The 17,898-nt window shown below is 48.6% G+C and carries 18 protein-coding genes; 6 read left to right on the top strand and 12 right to left on the bottom strand.

Annotated features, from left to right (window positions below; translation table 11 throughout):
• Positions 1 to 29: 29 nt before the first annotated feature.
• Positions 30 to 1,367 (bottom strand): DUF6080 domain-containing protein, encoded by a 1,338-nt coding sequence (locus tag F7D47_RS08260; RefSeq protein ID WP_153086196.1) that lies wholly within the window; start codon positions 1,365 to 1,367, stop codon positions 30 to 32.
• A gap of 228 nt (positions 1,368 to 1,595) precedes the next feature.
• On the opposite strand from F7D47_RS08260, the gene F7D47_RS08255 reads away from it, so the two are divergent.
• A complete protein-coding gene (locus F7D47_RS08255) occupies positions 1,596 to 2,465 on the top strand; it encodes a beta-1,6-N-acetylglucosaminyltransferase (RefSeq protein WP_153086195.1) in 870 nt (289 codons plus the stop codon).
• A 3-nt stretch (positions 2,466 to 2,468) separates the two neighbouring features.
• On the opposite strand, the gene F7D47_RS08250 is transcribed toward F7D47_RS08255, so the two are convergent.
• The 11 genes from F7D47_RS08250 to F7D47_RS08200 all read right to left on the bottom strand — a co-directional run bounded on the left by F7D47_RS08250 (position 2,469) and on the right by F7D47_RS08200 (position 13,398).
• Complete coding sequence (locus F7D47_RS08250; protein WP_153086194.1) at positions 2,469 to 3,908, bottom strand: DUF6080 domain-containing protein; 1,440 nt, start codon at positions 3,906 to 3,908, stop codon at positions 2,469 to 2,471.
• 31 nt (positions 3,909 to 3,939) lie between these two features.
• Positions 3,940 to 4,377, bottom strand: coding sequence for a GtrA family protein (locus tag F7D47_RS08245; protein WP_153086193.1), 438 nt, complete (start codon positions 4,375 to 4,377; stop codon positions 3,940 to 3,942).
• A gap of 52 nt (positions 4,378 to 4,429) precedes the next feature.
• The gene (locus tag F7D47_RS08240) at positions 4,430 to 5,410 is read right to left on the bottom strand and encodes an acyltransferase family protein (RefSeq protein WP_153086192.1); all 981 of its coding nucleotides are present in this window, start codon (positions 5,408 to 5,410) and stop codon (positions 4,430 to 4,432) included.
• Positions 5,411 to 5,532: 122 nt separating this feature from the next.
• Positions 5,533 to 6,177 (bottom strand): HAD family hydrolase, encoded by a 645-nt coding sequence (locus F7D47_RS08235; protein WP_153086191.1) that lies wholly within the window; start codon positions 6,175 to 6,177, stop codon positions 5,533 to 5,535.
• Positions 6,178 to 6,181: 4 nt separating this feature from the next.
• Positions 6,182 to 7,087: a decaprenyl-phosphate phosphoribosyltransferase gene (locus F7D47_RS08230; protein WP_118065767.1), complete on the bottom strand. Its 906-nt coding sequence runs from the start codon at positions 7,085 to 7,087 to the stop codon at positions 6,182 to 6,184.
• A 35-nt stretch (positions 7,088 to 7,122) separates the two neighbouring features.
• Positions 7,123 to 8,127, bottom strand: a complete 1,005-nt coding sequence (locus F7D47_RS08225; RefSeq protein ID WP_119237660.1) for an acyltransferase family protein — start codon at positions 8,125 to 8,127, stop codon at positions 7,123 to 7,125.
• 9 nt (positions 8,128 to 8,136) lie between these two features.
• Positions 8,137 to 9,282, bottom strand: a complete 1,146-nt coding sequence (locus F7D47_RS08220) for an acyltransferase family protein (protein WP_153086190.1) — start codon at positions 9,280 to 9,282, stop codon at positions 8,137 to 8,139.
• Between the two features lie 2 nt (positions 9,283 to 9,284).
• Positions 9,285 to 11,192: a phosphoethanolamine transferase gene (locus tag F7D47_RS08215; protein ID WP_153086189.1), complete on the bottom strand. Its 1,908-nt coding sequence runs from the start codon at positions 11,190 to 11,192 to the stop codon at positions 9,285 to 9,287.
• Positions 11,193 to 11,247: 55 nt separating this feature from the next.
• Positions 11,248 to 11,820, bottom strand: a complete 573-nt coding sequence (gene nadD, locus F7D47_RS08210; RefSeq protein ID WP_022120349.1) for a nicotinate (nicotinamide) nucleotide adenylyltransferase — start codon at positions 11,818 to 11,820, stop codon at positions 11,248 to 11,250.
• 3 nt (positions 11,821 to 11,823) lie between these two features.
• On the bottom strand, positions 11,824 to 12,399 hold the full coding sequence (gene gmk, locus F7D47_RS08205) for a guanylate kinase (RefSeq protein ID WP_022120348.1): 576 nt from the start codon (positions 12,397 to 12,399) through the stop codon (positions 11,824 to 11,826).
• A 120-nt stretch (positions 12,400 to 12,519) separates the two neighbouring features.
• Positions 12,520 to 13,398 carry a YicC/YloC family endoribonuclease gene (locus tag F7D47_RS08200; protein ID WP_022120347.1) on the bottom strand — a complete coding sequence of 293 codons (879 nt, stop codon included), beginning with the start codon at positions 13,396 to 13,398 and terminating at the stop codon, positions 12,520 to 12,522.
• 91 nt (positions 13,399 to 13,489) lie between these two features.
• On the opposite strand from F7D47_RS08200, the gene tsaB reads away from it, so the two are divergent.
• The 5 genes from tsaB to F7D47_RS08175 are packed head-to-tail and all read left to right on the top strand — an operon-like array spanning position 13,490 to position 17,876.
• Positions 13,490 to 14,182 carry a tRNA (adenosine(37)-N6)-threonylcarbamoyltransferase complex dimerization subunit type 1 TsaB gene (gene tsaB / locus F7D47_RS08195; RefSeq protein WP_040553267.1) on the top strand — a complete coding sequence of 231 codons (693 nt, stop codon included), beginning with the start codon at positions 13,490 to 13,492 and terminating at the stop codon, positions 14,180 to 14,182.
• A 28-nt stretch (positions 14,183 to 14,210) separates the two neighbouring features.
• Entirely contained in the window at positions 14,211 to 14,810 is a 600-nt protein-coding gene (locus tag F7D47_RS08190) for a DUF4290 domain-containing protein (protein ID WP_006847970.1), read from the top strand.
• Between the two features lie 30 nt (positions 14,811 to 14,840).
• Positions 14,841 to 16,151 (top strand): UDP-N-acetylglucosamine 1-carboxyvinyltransferase, encoded by a 1,311-nt coding sequence (gene murA / locus F7D47_RS08185; protein ID WP_022121310.1) that lies wholly within the window; start codon positions 14,841 to 14,843, stop codon positions 16,149 to 16,151.
• A gap of 31 nt (positions 16,152 to 16,182) precedes the next feature.
• A complete protein-coding gene (gene rimM / locus F7D47_RS08180) occupies positions 16,183 to 16,704 on the top strand; it encodes a ribosome maturation factor RimM (protein WP_153086188.1) in 522 nt (173 codons plus the stop codon).
• Positions 16,705 to 16,715: 11 nt separating this feature from the next.
• On the top strand, positions 16,716 to 17,876 hold the full coding sequence (locus tag F7D47_RS08175) for a 1-deoxy-D-xylulose-5-phosphate reductoisomerase (protein ID WP_153086187.1): 1,161 nt from the start codon (positions 16,716 to 16,718) through the stop codon (positions 17,874 to 17,876).
• The last annotated feature ends 22 nt before the right edge of the window (positions 17,877 to 17,898 follow it).

Genomic DNA, 17,898 nt, shown 5'->3' with positions numbered 1-17,898 from the left:
ACTTTTTTATCTTGTCGGGTTCTCTTTTTTTATCTTGTGAGATACTGGAATATCAGCGTGCTGTTATAGAAGAACAGGAAGATGGTGATAACTGCGAGTGTTCCACGAAGATAAGGCAGATATTTCTCCTTACAGTTTCTGATGATATATCCGATACAGATCGGAATGATGAACGCCCAATGGGCAGCCATGATATAAACCTCGTTCAGTCCGAATCCCATGACCAGATGAATGAAGGCATCGCATGCCACCCATGAGGCAGTGAGCCAGAGAAAGGCCGATCTTCTTCCCATCCAAAAGCCCATACACAGCAGAATCACGATGATACCCTCTATGATATAAGGAACGGGTGTCTGGTATTTCACGAATATCGGACGGTGACTGTGAATATCTTCCAGCAGATGCTCCCTGTGCAGGATAAGCGATTCTCCAAAAACGTTTTCTACCAGTGATTCTGAACGGGAGATAGACATATCTGCCCATGAGAGCATGCCCCGTTTCTGGATATTCTTGCCAGCGATAGCCTTATCGTGCTTCTGCTTCTGTTCCATCTTTGCCCTAAAAGTACTGTCTTTAGCAGCTTTCTGAGCCACGAGCCGTTCTCCTTCCAGACGGTTCGGAATAATGAATGCCTTGTTCTGATAAATGCCTGCAGCACCTATCAGGAGGGTAGGCAAGATGATGCCCAATGCCAGATATTTCAGACGGAAGAGTTTTTTGCCATTGGTAAAGAGGGCGGCAAGGAAGATCTTGGCGCCATTGCTCAGCGTGATGCCTGCCGTGAAGAAAAAGAGCAGGGCTGTTTGCCACCAAGGCATGCTGCGGTGTTCCTGCTGCTGTTTGCCTGCCAGATAAAGTGTCATCGACAGGAAGAAAAGCGACATGCCGAAATGGTCATCTACAAAGGTGACGAGCAGCACGTAGGCAAAGGAAAAAAGCATCGCTGTGAGCACATTGCTGTCTATAGCCTTCAGCTGCATCACCTCTCTGAAGATTCTTCTGAAGAAGAGGGTGGAGTAGGTGGAGAAAAATGTCATCATCACCGCCACGATGGTAGTTGCCCAGTTTCTTGAGGTGAGTTCTATCAGCCAACCGTTCAGTAGCGAGAAAGGATAGAGGAAGAAAGGGAGCATGGGATGGCGATACTCCGTGTAATACACCTTCCACTTCGAGAGGGTAAGGTAGGTGTAGGGGTCGAAACCTGAAATCTGAAAGTTTTTGGTGAAGAGCGTCCAGAATCCTGCTTTCGGTTTGCCGAAATCATCAAAATGATAGGTTATCATCAGCACATTAAAGGCGATGATAACGATGAGTGTAATCAAGGCAAAGAGCCTTTCTTCTTTTTTAATTCTAAATATATTGTTCATTCTCTGATTATTTTTTTGCTGGGCTGATGCATGCCGCATCTCCTTCTTAGCGCTGCAAAAGTAATTGTTTTTTCTGAATATTCAAAAAGAAAGGCTCTATTTTGTGTCTTTTTTCTGATAAAAACGGAGTTTTATTTTGTATTCTCTTTTATTTGGTGTATCTTTGTCGCAATGATGGTGAAAAAGTCATCAGGACGGACAGTTGGATAATAAAGATAAATAATGACAATGAAACATGCTTTTTTGATAATGGCTCATGGCAGTTTACCGCTTCTGAGGGTATTGCTGTCGATGCTCGATGATGAGCGCAATGATATATTTCTGCATATCGACCGGAAATCGGATATGCTGGATGGTGCTGAACCGCTGGTTCTTTCTAAGGCACGCCTCTTTTTATTGGAACAGAGGGTGGATGTGCGTTGGGGAAATCTGAGCCAGATTAAGGCGGAGTATGTGCTTTTCGAGGAGGCTTTGAAGCATGGACCTTATGCCTACTACCATCTGCTGAGTGGTCAGGATTTACCTATCAAATCGCAGGATTACATCCATCAGTTCTTTGAGGAGCATCAGGGTAAAGAGTTTGTGGGCATCAATCATGGTGAGGAATTTGAATGGGATTGCCGCCGGAAGATGATGCGTTATTGGCTCTTTACCAGTCTTACCCGCTCGAAGTATGGGGCTTTGAATGCCATTACCAGGCGACTGAACAAATATCTTTCGATGCTGCTCATGCCGTTCCTGCATCGCCAGAAGATGGATTTTGCCAAGGGTGCCAACTGGGTGAGCATCACGCAGGCATGCGTGGAGTATGTGGTGAGCCAGAAGCCGTTTGTATTGAAAAGATTCAATTATACCTTCTGCCCTGATGAGTTCTTCCTGCAGACCCTGGTATGGAATCACCCCGACTTCCGGGCCGCCCTGTATTCTGAAAAAGATGAATATGAGGGCTGTATGCGACTCATCGACTGGAAACGGGGCAATCCATACGTTTGGACTTTGGCAGACAAAGAGGAGCTGGAACAAAGCAACCGCCTCTTTGCCCGTAAGTTTGATATGAAGCATGAGGATATCATCCGTTGGATCAAGTCTTCTTGCTAATATTTATCCTAGCATGTAGCCTACCAGCAGATATCCGTTGCTTATCCACAGATAGAGGGTGATAGCGAGCATCAATCCTCTGAAGGCCCATTTCAGGCTCTTTCCTTTAGCCTTGAGTGCCAGGAAGGCGATGGCGATAGGAAGGGCATACATATAGTGGGCAGTCATGATATATACCTCGTTGATACCGAAGCCCAAACCGATATGGAGGGCAGCATCCATCAGGAAGAATGTCAGGGTGAGCCAGAGGAACTTTGATTTTCTTCCGGCAAGGATGCCAAGTAAGAAAAGCACAACGATGAATGCCTCTACCACATAATTGACCGCAGACTGGTATTTCACGATAACCGGACGGTTGCGCAATACATCGCCCAGAAGGTTCTGCTGGTGCAGCATGATGCTTTCACCAAAGAAATTCTCGACCAGAGTTTGCGAGCGGGAGGTCGTCTTGTCGGTCCAGTTCATGAATTCGCCCTTGGCGATAGGCTTGCCCGTGTTCTTGTTCCATATCTGTTTATGGTCACGAACATATTTGGTATGCGCTTTATCCTTGATGATTTTCCTGACGGCAGCTTCTACCTTTGCCGAGTCTTTCACGCCAGTGCTGTCGCGGTATTGCTGGTAAATCTTGGCTGTGGCTTCCTTGTTTTTCTTCATCTTAGCCTCGTGTCTTGCCATCTCCTTAGGCCATACGAAGGTGCGGTATTCCCATCTGGCGAAAGCCCACATGAGTGCGGCAGGAAGGATGACTCCTATCAGGAAGTATTTGATACTGAAGAACTTTCTGCCATTGGTGAAAAGGGCGGCAAGATAGGTCTTCAGACCATTGTTGAGCGATACGCCCGCTGTAAATACAAAGAGCAGGATAGTCTGCCAGATGGTAAGCTGTCTGCCTTTCTTCATGCATACGCCTGTGATATACAGGGTGCAGAGGAGTATGATCATCGACATGATGAAATGGTCGGGTACCATCGCTGAAACCATCACATAGGCGAAAGAGAAATAGAAGGCAGAGAGCAGATTTGCATCAAAGCGCTCTGTACCAATCACTTCTCTGAATATCCGGTAAAGGAAGATGAAGGAATAGAAGGCGCAGAACACCAGAATGGCTCCCACGACAAACTGAACACCATTGATGCCGGTAAGCATCATCAATCCTTGATTGATCTGATTCGGGATATACATGAAGAACGCCAGCAGCGGGTGGCGGTATACATTATATTCTGTGTCCCAGTGAGATACGATGCTATAGGTAAGCGGGTCGAAACCTGCCACATGGAAGGTCTTGACAAAGAGTTTGTGATAATTATCTGTAATCTGCGAGAACTGGCTGTGGTATTTGATGACAGTCAGGGCATTGAGGGCACATGCTATGATGAGTGCGACGAGTGCTGAAACTCTTTCCTCTTTCTTGATTTTAAAAATATCGAATATCTTTTTCATATCTTTCTTTTATCGTGTTTTGGGAATCCCCTTATTTTTTCAGGAAGAACCTTACCAGGAGGAAGTTTACCGGGATGCAGATGCAGAGGGTGGGTATCATAGCCAGCTGTTTGGCTAGACCCAAGCCTACGAAGAGGTTGAGGCAGAGGGTCTGCATCGAGTAATTGACGACGTGGGAGAGGGTGAATCCTGCTCCGCGCTTGGCATTCGCCTTTACCTTAAATGTATAGCGGGTACTGGCGATGAAATTGAAGATGAAACTCACGATGTAGGCGATGGTGTTGGCTGTGGTAGCCAGACTGTGGTCGCCCATGTTGGGGATGAAATGGGTCAGTGCCGGCATCATAGCCAGGTAGATGACGTATTGCAGCACCGTAGCCAGTCCGCCTACGATTCCGAATCTGATGACTTCGCCCAGCTTCTCCCGTCTGGCATCATCCATATTATTTATCTTGTTCCTGATATTCATGTTGCAAAAGTACTTCAAAATCTCCAAATTACCAAATATATCGTGGTATTATTTATCTCAGCATCTTTCCTTTTCCGAAGAGATAAGCCAGATGGGTCTTCTCCATCATCTTGGCGATGCCGATGCTTCCGGCTATAGCGATGAAGATGGTAACGAGGGCGAAGATAATCTCGCTCCTGTCCCAGCTAAAGAGGGGATGATAAAACTTGGCTGCCATCGTAAAGATAGGGTGGAAGAGGTAGATGGGCAGCGTGTTGCGGCCTATATATAATAAGGTGTCTTCTGTCTTTCGGACGCTGGCATTATCCTGTAGGCGTTTGATGAGGCTGTGTATCCACATCAGGGATGAAATGCAGCACCAGCAGGAGAAGACGATGGCGAGCGTGCCCCAGTCGTACCATTCTTCCAAGCCTAGCAAGTTAATCCAGAGCAGCAGGGCAACCGGTGAAGGACGGAAAATTCTGTCAAAGCCGATGTGGCATTGTCTGAGTACCGCTCCGATGAAATAATAGGTGGCGGCACTGGGCGAAAGAGCGGGTGTCTTGGACAGGAGCAGGAGTAGGGTGGCGAAGATAAAGAGGCTTGTGGTGGTGCTCATCGTCGTTTTTCCCTGTCTGAGGGTTCCCCAGGTTGCTCCTTTGAAACTGACGTAATAGAGAATGCCGCAGATAATCATGGTCTGGATGAACCAATAGGGACCGATGGAAGTAACGAATATCTTCTCACAAATCTGAGAGAGTGCCAGTTCCGTGATGCCATCTCTCACCGGCATGAAATAGGAGAGGACAGAGAAACCGGTCACCATGATGACGTAAGGCAAAGCGAGACTCATCAGGTATCTTCCCATCTCCTTTGGGCTTTTCTCGATATTCACGAGATAGCCCGTGATGATGAGGAAGGTAGGCATCATGAATGACAGGATGCCTGCCTTGAGCTGGGGGTATGCGTTGCCGAAGCTCACGATATGAATCAATATCATGAGAATAATGAGTATGGCTCTTATCCAGTCGATGTCTGTATTCCTTTGTTTCATAACAAGTTAATGTATTGTAAGTCAGTAAGTTGGTATACTTGATACGGCGTTTCGCCGTACATGGGTACTTGGCAAGATGGTTCGCGACTCCGTTAGGCTTTCCTGTCTTCCGTTATGCGTTTCTAAATTCTGAAGGGCTTGTAATGACCTTTATCGGCATAGGCGAGCATCTCCTTGTCGCCTCGGCTGTCGCCAAATGCTTCTATCTCGTATTGCGTGCGGTCGAAAGATAATGAGGGGGTACCATAGGCATTGGCGGCAGTGGTGATCAGTGCCTCGCAGATGCGATGCACCTTTTCCTTGCCATAACAGTTGTTGCTCTTGAACTTGCCGGTAAGTCTGCCGTCAATCACTTCTATCTGGGTGCCTAAAACCCTGACTCCATCCAGGCCGCGAACTTTAAAGAACGGGCGGACCCAATTATCGATGCTGGCACTCACGATGAAAACCTGAGCACCTGCAACCAGAGCTTCGTGTACCAGCGTAACACCCTTGGGGCGCAACAGATGCTGGTATTCTTCGGCAAAATCGCGGCAGAGCGCATCAAACTTCTCTATACGCATGCCTGCAAAAAGATGGGCAAAGATGAGTTGCTTCGCCTTCCAGTTGGGAAAGAGATGCAACTTCATCAGTACCAGGAGCGGACTGTACATCAGGAAAACCATCAGAAAACGACCGGTACCCTTGGCATATCTGATGAATTCCAGCAGGGTATCGCTTGTTGTCAGCGTTCCGTCGAAATCGAAACAATATAATTTTTTCTTCATTTTCTTATACGATATAAATAAGGATCAGGAAGGAGAGCAACCAGGCGAGCACGATAAACTGGGTGATGCGGTCGCGCAGGATAATCTTCGTAGGGTCACCACTCTTCTGGTCTACCACAGCAATCTGGATGTATCTCAGCAAACCAACCAGCACAAAGACACTCGTAAGATAGAGATTCTCGGTATGGAAATTCTCGATGACCTCCGGACTCACCGTATACATGATGTAACATACCAGGGTTACGGAAGCCGTAATCGTGATAGCCTGATTGATGAAGGTGAGGTTGTAGCGGATGGTATTCTTGCGTGGAGCCTCGCCCGTCTTCTCCATGCGCAGCACATCATCGCGGCGCTTGGCAAAACTCATGAAGAGGGTGATGAGGAAGGTCATCAGCACAATCCACTTACTGAGTACGATGCCCGTAGCTACACCACCTGCCAGCAGACGGAGTACGAAACCGAAGGCCACGATACACACATCGATGATGGCATATTGCTTGAATTTGGCGCAGTAGCCGAGATTCAGAAGCCAATAGAAGATGATGATTCCCATCGTCTCCCATGAGCCGAGCAGGCTGCATACACCCATAGAGAGGGCAAACATCAGGAACATCAGTCCGTATGCCTGCTTGATGCTGACCGCTCCCGATGCTATCGGACGATGGCACTTGACCGGGTGGCGGCGGTCGGCCTCCACATCATAGATATCGTTGAAACAATAGATGCTCGATGCGGCAAAACTGTAGGCGAAGAAAGTAATCAGACCCGCCAGCAGGGCATCTGTATGCAACAGGGCGCCGCCAAAGAACAGCGGTAAGAAGATAAAGCCATTCTTGATCCATTGCTTCGGGCGAACCAGTCGCAGCAGCGCAGCAAAACCTTTACTGTCTTCCAATTTATTCTCGTTCATAAAACTCCTATTTTTCTTAATAAATAAACTCCTTTTTACTTGATAAACTTAGCTAACTCTTTAGAAATCCATCCGGCTATCTTGCTCAGAATCCATGCTGCAGGCAGGGTGATGCCTATGCAGATGAAGAAGGTAGGCCAATAGCCCAAGTGATGCGGTTCTAGGTATTTCAGCACGAAGTGGATATGGAGCAGATAACACTCCAGGCTCAGCGCTCCCACAAACATGAACCCCTTGTTAAACCAGCTCGGGGTGCGGCGGAAGATGCGGTTCAGCAGCAGGATACTCGTGATGGTGAGCGGGATATAGAGCATGCGTTCCAGGAAGAGCGGAAACATGCCGTGCTTCTCCTGTTCCAGGAAGATGCTCGCCAGCAGCGTCATCAGGAACATGAGCCATATCATCCATATCGAAGCGCCGTCGAGCGTCTGTTTCTGTCTTACCATCTCACCCATGTTGATGCCGATGAAGAAGATAGGCACGCGGCTCCAGAAAATCTCCAGGTGTCCTACAGCCTGATGTATCGGGGTAACATATTGTACCAGGATGCACCACATGATCATCACCACCGGCAGCCAGCGGTAGATAGGATGGCGCTTGATGAGTTCCATGTAGGCTGGGGCAAAGAGATAGAGCATCATCGTAGCTGGGATGTACCAGAAGTTGAGCTCATCATGCAGCCAGAACCCCCAGTTGATGGTTATCTCGCCAAAGAGATAGATCCAGTTCCAGGTGCTTCCGCCCTGGAAAGAAGGGATATAGAAGAGGCAGGCTATGATGAGCCAGGTAGGGTAGATGCGCAGATAACGACGGATGAAGAAATGCTTGGCAGAAGGATTCTTCATCCACGAGAACCAGAGACCTATTCCGCTGAGAAAGAGGAACATGTCTACACCGACATTGCCCATTCTGCGAAGCCCGAAAAAGGCATCTTCTCTAGGCAATGCCACATGAAAGAGGATGATGAACAGCATGGCTGCTCCCATCAACTCGCCGCGAAACCGGCTGATATTCGCCAGTTCTATATCTTTTATCTTCATGATTTTCTTTTAATATTTCGGGTTTGGAATCTTCTTCATCAGTTGGGTGAAGAGCCATGCCAGGCAGATGCTCGATATGATGTAGAGGAGCAGACCGGCATAAATGTCGCCCTGACGGCTGATAGGGATGAATATCTTGCGGGTGATAGGGTGGCATACGAAGAGGGCGGCTGATATGCTGCCCATCCACTCTAATACTTTATAAATACCTGATAACCAGCTGATGTCCTGGAGCAGGTCGGCTACCAATACGCTCAGCAGACAGAAGAAGAAAGGCACGAAGATCCAGCCTACCATGCTGCCGCTCAGACTGTAGATAAGCGACAGACAGAAGATGCAGCCAAAGAAGTTGGTGATAGGCGAATGGAACGTCATGAGTATCTTTTCGCCATATCTGGCATAGAGTATGCCCAAACCGAATGGCAGCATGCCGCCCATAAAGTTGTAGCGGTAGCGGTTCATCACTTCACTCTCCGGATTGTCAAAGCCCAGGATGAGCTGGATGACGATGCAGATGGCCATCAATCCTACGGTCCATCCCCAATGGCGGCGATAGAGCAGCAGTCGATAGACGATGTAAAGTTGCAGCATCAGACCGAAGAACCAGTACGGACCCGGCCAGATGATGTTATCCGGATTTGGCAATACATTATTGAACATGCCCAGCATCGCAACGATGTCGAGCGCTGCATAGTGGTGAGAGCCAGGCGTGATAAGGTCGAGCATCGTGAATGCCACGAAACCTACTATCATCATCTTGAAGAGTTTCAGATAGTGATAGCGGATAAAGTGGAGCGGTTCGCGCCAGTTGATGCTTCCTGTAAGTTTCTTGCCCGAGATGTTGTACATTCTGGTCTGCTGTTCGGTAGAGAGATGAGGTTTAGCCTCGTATTTCATCACTAGTCCGTAAGCACTCAGAAAGAGGAATACGGGCACACCGTAATGGCCGAAGAACGAGAGCAGGTGCACAGGCAGGTTGAGGTCCATGCTGACCATTACCTGGTTCAGCCAGTCAACATTGTGCTGGAAGTATTGATACTCGTTCTCCTTGACAATAGGTCCCAGCCAATGGCAGTAGTTATGCAAGAAGATGCCGATGATGGCGAGTCCTCTCAGGGCATTGCATGCCGGGCGTGATAGAATAGCACTATTCATAATCAGTTTCTCCTTTCTTTCTTTTTTACCTTTTTACTTTCTTCCTTTTTTATCTTTTCCAGATGCGCATCACGAAGTTTGTCGTAATCGGCAGAGTTTTTGAGGATACGTGGTCGCATCTCGTCATATTTCGGACTCAAGATGTTATATTCCTCCTTATAGGTAGGTGTCTCAATGCCAGCCAGATACAACAGAAGATGAGGCAGGGCATCGGTCATGAAACGCTTGTCCTTAGCCTTGCGTATCTGACGGTAAATGTCGCGGTGGTTCCTGATATATTTTGGCGAACAGTATATCCAGAACGGAATTTCAAACTCATAGTGCGCCAGCGGCCAGTCGATTTCTGCAGAATGGTTACGGCAGATGAAGCCTCGGTTCTCTTCGTAGCATTCCTCGCCATGGTCGGGCACGTAGATGACGATGGCATCCTGCTTCTGGAAACGCTTCACAATCTGGGCTACGATAGAGTCGTTGTAGAGGGTAGCGTTATCGTAATGACTCAGCATCTTGCGCTGGGCATTGGTCAGTTCAGGGCGCTTGTCTTCATAACTGCTTGCCCAGAACCGGGCTTGCTTGGTGCGGTAGCGCTGCTTATAGTTTACATGCTGGCCCATCAGGTGGAAGATGGTGAGGTTGTGCTCCTTCTGGAAGTTCTTCAGACTGTCATCATAATCTTTCAGCAGTCCGTCGTCCAGATCGTGGAGCTGGGTGTTGCGATGGTCGAACTGGAGTTTGCTCAGTTCCGGGTTGTTCAGGAAGAAACCGCCGCTGAAGTCGTAAACCGCCTCCTTTGCCTGTGGCAGGAATTCGTTGGTGATGAAGGTTACGTTGTAGCCTGCCTTTCGGAACACTTCAGGGAAGAGCGGATAGTCGCACCATTCGCCTTTCTCGCCTACCACATGGGTAGAGAGCATGTTCTTGAAAACGAAACTGGTCAGGTTCCAGCAGGTTACCACATCGGTAAACTTGGTGAGTTTGCGCGATTTCTCCAAGGCTACCTGCTGTGGAGTGGTATCCATAAAATAGCCGTACTGCTGGGAATGATGGCGGCCGAAGCTTTCGCCGATAATCAGCACGATGTTTGGCGAGCGGTAGCTGCAACTGTCAACCTTTACCTCGTGGGCAGCATGAATGAGTTGGGTAATCTGATGCGCAGCCAGCTGGTTGGCATAGATACTGAATTGGAGTCGGTAGACAGGCAGATAGAGAACAGCATGATCCTTTTCTGTCAGGATATGCTCTACTTCGCCTATCGTTTTACCATTCATGAGTTTATGGTAAGCCATCTTGTTGTGCCAGGAGGTGCAGCATCCTATGATGAAGATGATGAGGCATAGGATTCCGAAGCTGGCAGGCATGGCTGCAGTCATGCGGGGGATAGCCATCAGCCGTTTCTTGACAGAAGCCAATTCCAGAACGGTAATGATGAAAACGTATAGCTTGATGAGTTGCTTGCGGAAGATGGCGATGAGAATCTGGATGAGAGCCAGAAGCAGGATCCAGCCCACACTACTGAATAGAACTTCGGCAGAGATGAGGGCTGAGAGGAAACTGCTAGCCTCCGAACTGTTGGTCTCGCCCACCAGCATCAGCATAGAAGGGTTGAGCGTAGAGCCGAAATTCACGTAGCAATAGGTGTCGGCGGCAGCTGTACTATATAATATAAGGTATAGTACGGCACGCAGACCCCAGCGCACCTTCTTGGGGAAGATGGCGACAACGGCACACACAACATAGAGGTCGACAAAGAGTTCCAGGAACAGGTTGTCGTATAAAGTCCCCTTGGCTGGTGTAGTCACGATAGAACTGATCATGCCCAGCAGGTACATGAACACAAAGAAGTTGGCATTTCTGCGAATCGGCGCAGAAGCCACGTTCAGACACTTCTTAATGATTTCTTTCCAACTCATTTTTTGCTGTTTGTTGTTTAAATATGATTTTAAGCGTTTTCGGAGAGAGGGATGCTTAGATCTGCTTGTAGTTTCTGACAGCCAGTTGCTCGATGCATTCCGGCACCATTCCCCTGATGCTTTCCTCCTCTTTGATACGCTTTCTGATTTCCGTGCTGCTGATGTTGAGCAGTGGAGTTTCTACGATGGTAACGCCGTCAGGCACATTGCCTATGCTGGCTCCCTGACGCGGATAAACCACGATGGGATAGTGGGCTAGGATGTCATCGTGGTGGTACCACTTGTCAAAAGCAGCCCAGTTGTCGCCACCAATCAGCAGGGTGAACTCGTTTTCGGGGTAATCCTTGCTGATGGCTTGCAGCGTGTGCCAGGTATAAGATGGCTTAGGCAGGCGGAACTCGTAGTCGCATGCCTTCAGTTGTGGCTCGTGCTCCAGCGCTTTTTCTACCATTTCCAGGCGCAGCTGGTCGTCGAGCAAGTCGGTAGCGGTCTTCTTGAATGGGTTCATGGGCGAAACCATGAACCACACCTCATCCAGGCAGGCCTTCTCGCAAAGGCTTTTCGCCAATGCGATATGGCCCGTATGGATGGGGTTGAAGCTACCGCCAAAGATTCCTACCTTCTTCATTTCTTACTCTGCATCTAGAAAGGCCTTGACGAGCTGATAAACCTCCTGCTGAGCCTTCTCCAAGTCATCGTTTACGACCACGTGGTCAAACTGAGGGGCGAAGGTCAACTCATAGCTTGCCTTGGCAAGGCGCTGCTCAATCACCTCAGGCGCATCAGTATTGCGGCCAACCAGACGGCGGCGCAATTCCTCTACCGAAGGTGGCTGGACAAAGATGCTCAAGGCACGCTCGCCATAAAACTTCTTGATGTTTACACCACCCTTCACGTCAACATCGAAAATCACCGACTCGCCCTTGGCAAGCTGGTTTTCTACCTGTGACTTCAGGGTGCCGTAGAATCTGTCCTGGTAAACCTCCTCGTACTCCAGGAATTCGTCAGCCTCAATCTTAGCCTTGAATTCCTCTGGAGAGAGGAAGAAATACTCTACACCATTCTGTTCTGTACCGCGCGGAGCACGAGAGGTGCAGCTGATAGAGAAAGCCAGCTTCAATTCCGGGTGCTCTTTCATCAGCCAGTTTACTATTGTGCTCTTACCGCTGCCCGATGGGGCGCTGAAAATTAACAATCCGTTCTTCATTTTTTATTCTTCTTTTCTTTATTTGCTGTTTGATAGGGGGCTTGGGACTGGTTAGGGGGGACAGGCGATGGAATCGCCTGGAACGGGGGCGAGAGGGGGAGAGGGGGGACTGTCTCTTGTTTAGAGAGCATTCAGCACCTGCTCCTTGATCTGCTCCAGTTCGTCCTTCATCTTCACCACGATGTTCTGCATCTCAGCCTGGTTGCTCTTAGAGCCGGTGGTGTTGATTTCGCGTCCCATTTCCTGTGCGATGAAACCGAGTTTCTTTCCTACACCATGACCTTCCTCATTCATGGTCTCGCGGAAATACTTCAGGTGGTTGGCAAGGCGCTGCTTCTCCTCGCTGATGTCGAGCTTCTCGATGTAGTAGATGAGTTCCTGCTCCAGGCGGTTCTTGTCGTAATCCACATTCGGAATCTGCTGCAGACCGTTAACGATGTTCTGTCTGATCTTCTCCACGCGAGCCTTCTCGTATGGCTCGATGCTGGCAAGGAGAGTCTGGATGTTATCCACCTTCTCAGTAAATTTCTTCTGGAGAGCGGCTCCTTCCTGCTTGCGGAAGGCTACGAGATGGTTCACAGCCTCGCAAATTGCATTTTTTGCCACTTCCCACTCCTCATCGCTCAATTCTTCCACATCCGTCTTCGTTGTTACATCAGGAAGACGCAACAGAGTGCTGTACCAGTCGGTTGGCTCAGGAATGCCTGTTTCAGCCGAAATCTTCTTGATTTGCTGGTAATAATTCTGTACAAGCGCCGCGTTGATAGGAGTGGCATCTGTAGTAGCATCCTTATCAATCCAGATGGCGAAGTCAACCTTGCCTCTTTCTAGATTTTTAGAGATATACTGACGGATTTCCATCTCCTTCTCTCTATAGAGCGGAGCAATACGAGTAGAGAGGTCAAGCGTCTTGCTATTTAATGACTTTATCTCTACATTAATCTTCTTTGTTTTAAAGGCCGCGGTAGCTTTTCCGAAGCCTGTCATTGACTGTATCATATAATCTTTCGCGTTAAATTTCTGCAAAAGTACAAAAAAAAGCGAGAAAATGAGTATATTTGCACCTTATTTAAGAATATATTTTTTAATTATGTCGTGTATTTTGAATATTGAGACGAGTACGGACGTGTGCTCAGTGGCAATTAGTGATAGTGGACAGGTGATTTTCAACCAGGAAGATCACACAGGTCCGAACCATGCTGTTAAGTTGGGTGTGTTTGTGGATGAGGCTCTTGATTTCCTCGATTCTCATGGTCTTCCGCTGGAGGCTGTGGCGGTAAGTTGTGGTCCGGGTTCCTATACCGGATTGCGTATCGGTGTGAGTATGGCGAAGGGCATCTGTTATGGTCGCGGTGTGAAACTCATCGCTGTTCCAACACTCGAACTGATGGCAGTGCCTGTATTGCTTGGCGAACATCCTGAGGAGGAAGACGCTCTCATCGTACCTATGCTCGACGCCCGCCGCATGGAGGTATATGCCGAAGTGCTCGACCGCGCCCTGAAGGTGGTTCGCCCTATTCAGGCTGATATTGTGGATGCTGATACCTACAAGGAATATCTGGACCAGCATCATGTGTACTTCTTCGGAAATGGCGCTGCCAAGTGTATGGAGACCATCAACCATCCGAATGCTCACCTCGTAGAGGGCATTGAGCCTTTGGCTAAGAATATGGCTCCGCTGGCAGAGAAGCGTTTTGTAGAGGGCAAGTTCGAAGATGTGGCATATTTCGTGCCTTTCTATCTCAAGGATTTCGTGGCTAAGATGCCAAAGAAACTGCTCTAGAATTATTGATTATATAAAATATGTAAGAATGAATATTGAAGGATTAGACTATAATACCCAGAGAGCTAAGCTCATTCTGCCTGAGTATGGCCGTGAGATTCAGCAGATGGTAGACCATTGTCTGACGCTTACCGACCGTGAAGAGCGCCAGCGCTGTGCAGAGACCATTATTGCAGTCATGGACCGTATGTTCCCTGAGAACAGAGGGGTAGAGGACCATGAGCAGAAACTCTGGGACCAGCTTGCCATCATGAGCAATTTCCAGCTCGACATCGATTTCCCTTATGATGTATCGGATGCTGTGAAGATAGCAACCAAGCCGGAGCCTTTGCCATATCCTATGCAGCACATCCCGGTGCGCCATTATGGAGCTATGCTCTTCGAGATTTTCGAAAAGCTGAAGACGATGGAACCAAGTGAGGAGCGCGATAAACTCGTGGAGCTTACTGCCAACCAGATGCATCGCGACCTGGTAACCTGGAGCCATGGCTCCAGTGATGTAGCCAAGGTAGCTTCCGATCTGGCACGTTTTACCGATGGCAATATCCAGCTCGATCTCGATACCTTCGTTTTCGAGAAGATTGAGGCGCAGCCTAAGAATGTAAATAATAATAAGAAGAAAAAGTAATCCACATTATTATATATAGTAGACAAGCTTATGGAGTCTTTCATTATAGAGGGCGGTCATCCGCTCAAAGGTACTATCACACCTCAGGGCGCCAAGAACGAGGCCCTGCAGGTTATCTGTACCACAATCCTTACCGACGAGCCTGTGCGCATCACTAACGTGCCGGACATCCTGGATGTGAACAACCTGATTAAGTTGCTCCAGGAGATAGGTGTCAAGGTAACCAAGCACAGTCGTCACGACTATACATTCCAAAGTGATGAGTTGAAACTCGATTATCTCGACAGTCTGGAGTTTGTGAAGAAATGTTCTTCTCTTCGTGGTAGTGTGCTCATGATAGGTCCGCTGCTCGGTAGATGTGGCAAGGCTACCATAGCTCAGCCGGGTGGCGATAAGATAGGTCGTCGCCGTCTGGATACCCACTTCCTGGGCTTCAAGTATCTGGGCGCCAACTTCGTTCACGATGATGAGCGTAATGTTTACCAGATACAGGCTAAGAAGCTGAAGGGCTGCTATATGTTGCTCGATGAGGCTTCGGTTACCGGTACCGCCAATATCATCATGGCATCTGTATTGGCAAAGGGCACTACCACCATTTATAATGCAGCTTGCGAGCCATATATCCAGCAGCTCTGCCATCTGCTCAATGCGATGGGTGCTCAGATCAGCGGCATCGCCAGCAACCTGCTCACCATCGTGGGTGTTGATAAACTGCATGGTGCCGAGCATCGCATCTTGCCTGATATGATTGAGGTAGGTTCGTTCATCGGCATGGCGGCAATGTGTGGCGAAGGTGTGCGCATCAAGAATGTGTCTGTCAAGGATTTAGGTATTATTCCTGATGCATTCCGCCGCCTGGGAGTGAAGATAAAGATAGAGGACGATGACCTTGTGATTCCAGAGCAGAAACATTATGTCATCGATTCGTTTATTGACGGCACCATCATGACGCTTGCCGATGCCCCTTGGCCAGGACTCACTCCTGACCTTCTTTCCGTGCTCCTCGTAGTGGCTACCCAGGCTCGTGGCAGCGTCCTCTTCCATCAGAAGATGTTCGAGAGCCGCCTCTTCTTCGTGGATAAACTGATTGATATGGGTGCGCAGATCATTCTCTGTGATCCTCACCGTGCTGTGGTGGTTGGTCATGACCATAAGATCAAACTGCGTGCTGGCAGAATGACCAGTCCTGATATCCGTGCCGGTATTGCCCTGCTGATTGCTGCCATGAGTGCCAACGGTACCAGCCGCATTGCCAATATCGCCCAGATAGACCGTGGTTATGAGGATATCGAGCATCGCCTTAATGCGCTGGGTGCCAAGATTACCCGTGTCAGTGATTAATCAATGTTAAATGTTAAATGTTGAATGTTGAATGATTAGACGCGATGAAGTATATAAGATAGGCAAGTTGGGAAAACCTCATGGCGTGAAGGGCGAGATTACTTTCGCCATTACAGATGATGTTTTCGACCGTGTAGATGCCGAGTACCTGGTACTCGACATCGATGGCATCCTCGTGCCTTTCTATTTAGAGGAATATCGTTTTAAAAACGATGAGAATGTGCTCGTGAAGTTTGAGGATATCGATACCCAGGAGCAGGCACGCAACTATACCGGTTGCGAGGTTTTCTTCCCACGTCATCTCTCTGACAGTGATGAAGAGAACATGAGTTGGGCAGAAATCATCGGTTTCCATCTGGTAGATGCCGTAAGCGGCAAGGTGGTAGGTACCATAGAACATGTAGACGATTCTACCCTCAACCTTCTTTTCGAGGTAACAACCGATGCAGGTGATGAAATCCTCATCCCTGCCAGCAACGACCTCATCGAAGAGGTGAGCGCTGAAAAGAAAGAAATCAGAATGGCGATTCCGGAAGGATTGCTCAACTTATAAAGTGAAGAAATATGAAGAAACAACAGATATGTATTCTCGGTTCTACGGGAAGTATCGGTACACAGGCGCTTGATGTCATCGAGCAGCATAGTGACCTTTACGAGGTGTATTGCCTCACCGCCAACAACCGAGTGCAGGAACTTGCCGAGCAGGCTCGCAAGTTCCATCCGGCTGCTGTGGTCATAGCCAATGAGGCTCGCTACGAGGAGCTGAAGGATATGCTCGGTGATGAGCCTGATATCAAGGTTTATGCCGGTGCTCAGGCGCTTTGCGATATCGTACAGGCTGAGCCTATCGATATGGTGCTGGCTTCCATGGTAGGCTTCTCGGGTCTGGAACCAACCATCCATGCCATCAAGGCGCGTAAGAAGATATGTCTTGCCAACAAGGAAACGCTGGTGGTAGCGGGTGAGCTGATCTGCAATCTTGCACAGGAATATCATGTGCCTATCCTCCCTGTTGACAGCGAGCATAGTGCCATCTTCCAGAGTCTGGTGGGTGAGGGCGACAATGAGGTAGAGAAGATTCTTCTGACCTGTTCGGGTGGTCCTTTCCGCAATTATACCCACGAGCAGTTGGAGAAGGTGACTGCTGCCGATGCGCTGAAGCATCCTACCTGGGATATGGGCACCAAGATAACCATCGATTCGGCTTCGCTCATGAACAAGGGCTTCGAGGTGACAGAAGCTAAATGGCTCTTCGGTGTTCCGGCTGATAAGATAGAGGTGCTTATCCATCCGCAGAGTGTTGTGCATAGTGCCGTTCAGTTTGTTGATGGTGCTGTCAAGGCTCAGTTGGGTGTGCCAGACATGCGTCTGCCTATCCAGTATGCCTTCTCTTTCCCTCAGCGTCTGCATCTGAATGGTGATCGTCTCGACCTCTTCAAGACGCAGGATTTGCAGTTCTTCAAGCCTGACTATCAGAAGTTCAAGTGCCTGCAACTGGCTTTCGATGCCATCAGAAAGGGTGGTAATATGTCATGTATCGTGAATGCAGCCAACGAGATAGTGAATGCCGGCTTCCGCAAAGGTGAATGTGGCTTCCTTCAGATGGCTGATATCATCGAAGAGACGATGGCGAAGGCTACTTTCGACAGTAATCCCGACCTCGATGTCTATCTGCAGACCGATGCTGAGGCTCGCCGCATAGCTACAGAGCTGATGCTCAAGTAATAGTTAATAGTTTATAGTTAAT

This window comes from Segatella copri (assembly GCF_009494835.1).
Lineage (GTDB): Bacteria > Bacteroidota > Bacteroidia > Bacteroidales > Bacteroidaceae > Prevotella > Prevotella copri_F.
This window is presented reverse-complemented; position numbering and strand designations above follow the sequence as displayed.

Coding starts and splice junctions, on each gene's coding strand:
- F7D47_RS08260 (WP_153086196.1), bottom strand. CDS start 1,367: ATGAACAATATATTTAGAATTAAAAAAGAAGAAAGGCTCTTTGCCTTG.
- F7D47_RS08255 (WP_153086195.1), top strand. CDS start 1,596: ATGAAACATGCTTTTTTGATAATGGCTCATGGCAGTTTACCGCTTCTG.
- F7D47_RS08250 (WP_153086194.1), bottom strand. CDS start 3,908: ATGAAAAAGATATTCGATATTTTTAAAATCAAGAAAGAGGAAAGAGTT.
- F7D47_RS08245 (WP_153086193.1), bottom strand. CDS start 4,377: ATGAATATCAGGAACAAGATAAATAATATGGATGATGCCAGACGGGAG.
- F7D47_RS08240 (WP_153086192.1), bottom strand. CDS start 5,410: ATGAAACAAAGGAATACAGACATCGACTGGATAAGAGCCATACTCATT.
- F7D47_RS08235 (WP_153086191.1), bottom strand. CDS start 6,177: ATGAAGAAAAAATTATATTGTTTCGATTTCGACGGAACGCTGACAACA.
- F7D47_RS08230 (WP_118065767.1), bottom strand. CDS start 7,087: ATGAACGAGAATAAATTGGAAGACAGTAAAGGTTTTGCTGCGCTGCTG.
- F7D47_RS08225 (WP_119237660.1), bottom strand. CDS start 8,127: ATGAAGATAAAAGATATAGAACTGGCGAATATCAGCCGGTTTCGCGGC.
- F7D47_RS08220 (WP_153086190.1), bottom strand. CDS start 9,282: ATGAATAGTGCTATTCTATCACGCCCGGCATGCAATGCCCTGAGAGGA.
- F7D47_RS08215 (WP_153086189.1), bottom strand. CDS start 11,192: ATGAGTTGGAAAGAAATCATTAAGAAGTGTCTGAACGTGGCTTCTGCG.
- nadD (WP_022120349.1), bottom strand. CDS start 11,820: ATGAAGAAGGTAGGAATCTTTGGCGGTAGCTTCAACCCCATCCATACG.
- gmk (WP_022120348.1), bottom strand. CDS start 12,399: ATGAAGAACGGATTGTTAATTTTCAGCGCCCCATCGGGCAGCGGTAAG.
- F7D47_RS08200 (WP_022120347.1), bottom strand. CDS start 13,398: ATGATACAGTCAATGACAGGCTTCGGAAAAGCTACCGCGGCCTTTAAA.
- tsaB (WP_040553267.1), top strand. CDS start 13,490: ATGTCGTGTATTTTGAATATTGAGACGAGTACGGACGTGTGCTCAGTG.
- F7D47_RS08190 (WP_006847970.1), top strand. CDS start 14,211: ATGAATATTGAAGGATTAGACTATAATACCCAGAGAGCTAAGCTCATT.
- murA (WP_022121310.1), top strand. CDS start 14,841: ATGGAGTCTTTCATTATAGAGGGCGGTCATCCGCTCAAAGGTACTATC.
- rimM (WP_153086188.1), top strand. CDS start 16,183: ATGATTAGACGCGATGAAGTATATAAGATAGGCAAGTTGGGAAAACCT.
- F7D47_RS08175 (WP_153086187.1), top strand. CDS start 16,716: ATGAAGAAACAACAGATATGTATTCTCGGTTCTACGGGAAGTATCGGT.